Here is a 3,121-nt window from a genome sequence, read left to right as displayed (position 1 = left end):
GCTCTTCCGATCTGCCTGAAAAACGCGGCGGCCAAGGCCAGCAGCTTCCTGGTCCGCTAAGCGATAGAAAAATATGGACAACCCAACCCACACCTACGCCCTGCTCGACTGCTCGCAGCACGACCACGCGTTGAGCGAGCTGACCGCGCGCTTCCCCGACGTGCAATGGAAATCGCTGTTCGACGGCACACCCGAAGAGCACCTGGTCGCCGCCGCACCGCTGCTGATCGCCATCTCGCGCGACAACGAAGCGCTGATCAAATGGCTGCTACAACTGGAACAGGCCGCGCCCAGCGTCAGCTGGATCGGCAGCCCCTACAGCCTGCCCGTACTCGCGCCCATGCTCACGCGCCGCCTGGACTGCGAAATCGACGACGGCCAGCTGGTCGTCATGCGCTTCTACGATCCGCGCATCCTGCTCGGCCTGCCCTCCGCGCTGGACCCGCAGCAGAAGCGCTACTTCTTCGCCCCGGTGAGCGCCTGGAGCGCACTCGAGCCGCGCCGCCAGCAGCGCTACAGCATCGACATCGTGCCCGCCACGCCGGCCGACATCGCCCGCTACGCCTTCGCGCCCATCAGCCTCACCCTGGCGCAGCGCGACCAGTTGATGTACTTCGACAAGGAGAACCTGTACGAGAGCATCATCCGCCACTGGGAAGACACCTGCCCCGACGACATCGCCGGCATCAAGCGCGGCATGCTGCGCGAAGTGGCGATCGCCGCCGTCAGCCGCGCCAGCAGCTACGGCATCACCGATCCCAGCGCGCAGCACCTGTTCGCCGGCCTGATGATGACCGTCTCGCCCTCGTTCGACGACAACGCCATGGTCAAGGCCTNGCAGCTACGGCATCACCGATCCCAGCGCGCAGCACCTGTTCGCCGGCCTGATGATGACCGTCTCGCCCTCGTTCGACGACAACGCCATGGTCAAGGCCTGCCTGACCAACCCCAGCGTGCCGCAGGCCGAACGCCTGAGCCAGATGATCGCCAAGCTGCCCGAGCAGGCCTGGGAGCAGATCGTGCGCGCCAAGCGCTACGACGCCATGTTTGAGCTGGCGCCGGGAGAAGCTACTCGACCCAGGCAAACCCGTCGCGCGCCAGCAGCGCGAACGATTCGNCGCCTGAGCCAGATGATCGCCAAGCTGCCCGAGCAGGCCTGGGAGCAGATCGTGCGCGCCAAGCGCTACGACGCCATGTTTGAGCTGGCGCCGGGAGAAGCGGGTGCGCTGTCATGATGAACCTGCAGGACATCACCAAGAAGCTTTCCGATGCGACCACTGCGCTGGCCAAGGCCGACAACGACCTGAAGCTGGAGATTGCCAATGCCGCAGCCGATGCGGCCGGGATCATTGACCCCACGCCGGCATCCGACATCGTCGGCGCAGGCCTGTCGATCGCCCGTGGCGACTACTGGGGGGCCGCGCTGAGCACCGTGAGCTTCATCCCCTATCTGGGCGATGCGGTGGCCAAGCCCGCCAAGGCCGTACGCGCTACCAAGGCCATCATGGCCCTGGAAAAAAAGGTCGCGGGCTTGACCCAGACCGTCGCCGACCTGACGAAAGCAAAAAAACAGGCCGAAGCAGCCGAAGCGGCGGCCAAGGAAGCTAAAATTGCGGAAGAGGCAGAGGCGGCGAGGGACGCCGCTGCGAAGCAGGAGAAGTCGGCAGCAAAGAAAGGCAAGGACTGCGAAGATTGCGCGTTGGAGGGCAAAAAAACGGCATCAGCGCCTGCTAAAGTCGCGACCAACTACGGAAATATTCCCCCAGAGCATCGGTGGCGATATGATCGCTATCTTCAGGGGAAAGCAGCTAAAAAGTTGGCTCCTGATGAATGGTACGCCGCAGCCAAACGCGCGTGGAGCAATAACTCGAGCGGAAATGCTTTCGAACAGGCCGTTCGTAAGGAACTCGGTGCTCCTCTTGGAGCCGGCTCAAAACCCATATCTATCGAAGGATACGTTCCTGATTTGCCGATTGGACTAGAATACGGAGTAACAGATGTAAAAAATGTCGTCAAGTTGAGCAATAGCGATCAATTGCGAGCGTTCGCGCAACACGCCAGCGACAATGGCCTTCCGTTTAACTCCATAATTGGACCGCGCACGGAGTCAATTAGCGAACCGCTATTGGACAGCATTCGAAGATCTGGAGGAAACGTAATACGCTACGACCCGTTGACGCGGGAATTTACCAATATAGACATCGGACTAACTGGTCCTTGGAAAAAATAATATGACATTTTCACTTTACGGTTTATTAACCGACCAATCCCCGCCATTCTCGAACGAATCACTTGCGGACAAGCTAAAAGCCTATTTCCGCGAGGACGAAAAATTCACTTTAAGTTTCGAGCAACTTCCCTTTAAAAAAGATAAGACATTAGCGATCCGCTGGGATGATTGGTTGGTAAGGGCTAGCTATGAGGAAGGCGAGGCAGTTAGAAATGATTCTATCGAGATTCAACAACGAACAAAAGAATTTTCTGTGACCGATGTATCAGACGTCGATCGCCGAATTCGTATGGTTTTTGGCAGCGATAACGAAAAAGCTTACACAAATGAGATTATTTATCTGATGCAATTCCTGGGCGAGATAGACGGGATTGTAATTTACGACCCACAGCAAAACGATTTCCTCCCATCGGACTTGTAAAATCCGCACGGCAGCCGCCCCGCCTAAGCCAATCCTTCACTGCTGGCTTCCGCTCACAGTGGTGCCAATTGGTTCATCTTGTCCAGAAGCTGTCCGCTGCTTTTACACCTGCCAAAGAGTCTCCCGCCGACGCTTCATGCAACACGAAATCACGCCAGGCTGTAATTCGGAATACTGATTAATAACTTAGCAACATGACACTGACCAATCGTAGAATGGCCGACAAGATCGACATAGCGGGACTGTCGTAGATTCAGCTGCCACCCATGTCCGCTGACCGGCGGTGATGATCGGTGAATCGAACGGGAACCTGTCTTTACTGATCGCGGGCACCCAGCGGCCGAGGTCGCTGAACGGCTTGGTGTCAGTATCCACAGCATCTATGCGTGGACAAAGCGGTATGGCGTGCCTGAAGTCGAGCGCAAAGCGCAGGACGCTCAGTCTGACGAAATGCGGCGACTGAAGGCCGA

3 protein-coding genes and 1 pseudogene are annotated in these 3,121 nt (G+C 58.0%); all 4 read left to right on the top strand.

The genetic code is table 11. From position 1 onward, the window contains the following. Positions 1-73: 73 nt before the first annotated feature. Positions 74-836, top strand: a pseudogene (locus ASD15_RS33875) (DUF4123 domain-containing protein); the annotation flags it as partial. 395 nt (positions 837-1,231) lie between these two features. Beyond that, positions 1,232-2,230 (top strand): putative toxin, encoded by a 999-nt coding sequence (locus ASD15_RS20010; protein ID WP_057156812.1) that lies wholly within the window; start codon positions 1,232-1,234, stop codon positions 2,228-2,230. Between the two features lies 1 nt (position 2,231). Next, positions 2,232-2,651 (top strand): hypothetical protein, encoded by a 420-nt coding sequence (locus ASD15_RS20005; RefSeq protein WP_057156811.1) that lies wholly within the window; start codon positions 2,232-2,234, stop codon positions 2,649-2,651. A 297-nt stretch (positions 2,652-2,948) separates the two neighbouring features. After that, positions 2,949-3,121 (top strand): helix-turn-helix domain-containing protein (locus tag ASD15_RS33870; RefSeq protein WP_157201044.1); only part of this gene is annotated, 173 nt, incomplete at its 3' end.

Origin of the sequence: Massilia sp. Root351, assembly GCF_001425045.1 — a bacterium.
Lineage (GTDB): Bacteria > Pseudomonadota > Gammaproteobacteria > Burkholderiales > Burkholderiaceae_D > Rugamonas.
This window is presented reverse-complemented; position numbering and strand designations above follow the sequence as displayed.